This window comes from Vibrio sp. 10N.222.52.B7 (assembly GCF_041474275.1).
Classification (GTDB): domain Bacteria; phylum Pseudomonadota; class Gammaproteobacteria; order Enterobacterales; family Vibrionaceae; genus Vibrio; species Vibrio crassostreae_C.
In genome coordinates this window covers 1-389 of sequence record NZ_JBFRTU010000365.1, presented here as the reverse complement: position 1 = coordinate 389, position 389 = coordinate 1, and the positions used below count along the sequence as shown (strand labels likewise).

The following is a 389-nucleotide window of genomic DNA, read 5'->3' as shown; positions in this document are numbered from 1 at the left end:
CCATATTGTTTTTAACTTGTTTGTTTTTAATTCAATGCTTAAATTCAGGTGTTTCCAATCAAACGCTTTGTTTGGATTAGCGAGTGAGTTTGATGGTTGCCGAGTATTCAACCGCTAAAATATCGGAAAAGTACTCGTTGAGCTGAGCCGTGCTGGTGGCACTAAACACGCGTTGTGGATCCCCGGCACAGTTCTCGAATTGGGCGATTCGAGATGAGCTGACGCCATAGCCGATGAAGTTCATTTCGATGCCATATTGATTGATTGCGTTAGTACAGAACCCTGCGTTAACCAGTTGGTCAAACGTGTCTCCTTCGTCAGCACCGTCGGTGAAGAGCACTAGCTTTCTTCTGGTTTCAGGTACTGTGCTGACGTTGATTCCCCATGCT

Annotated in this window: 1 pseudogene; it reads right to left on the bottom strand. The window is 45.5% G+C overall.

Annotated elements, in window-relative coordinates:
* Nucleotides 1-76: 76 nt before the first annotated feature.
* Nucleotides 77-389: pseudogene (locus tag AB4512_RS23240) on the bottom strand (VWA domain-containing protein); the annotation flags it as partial.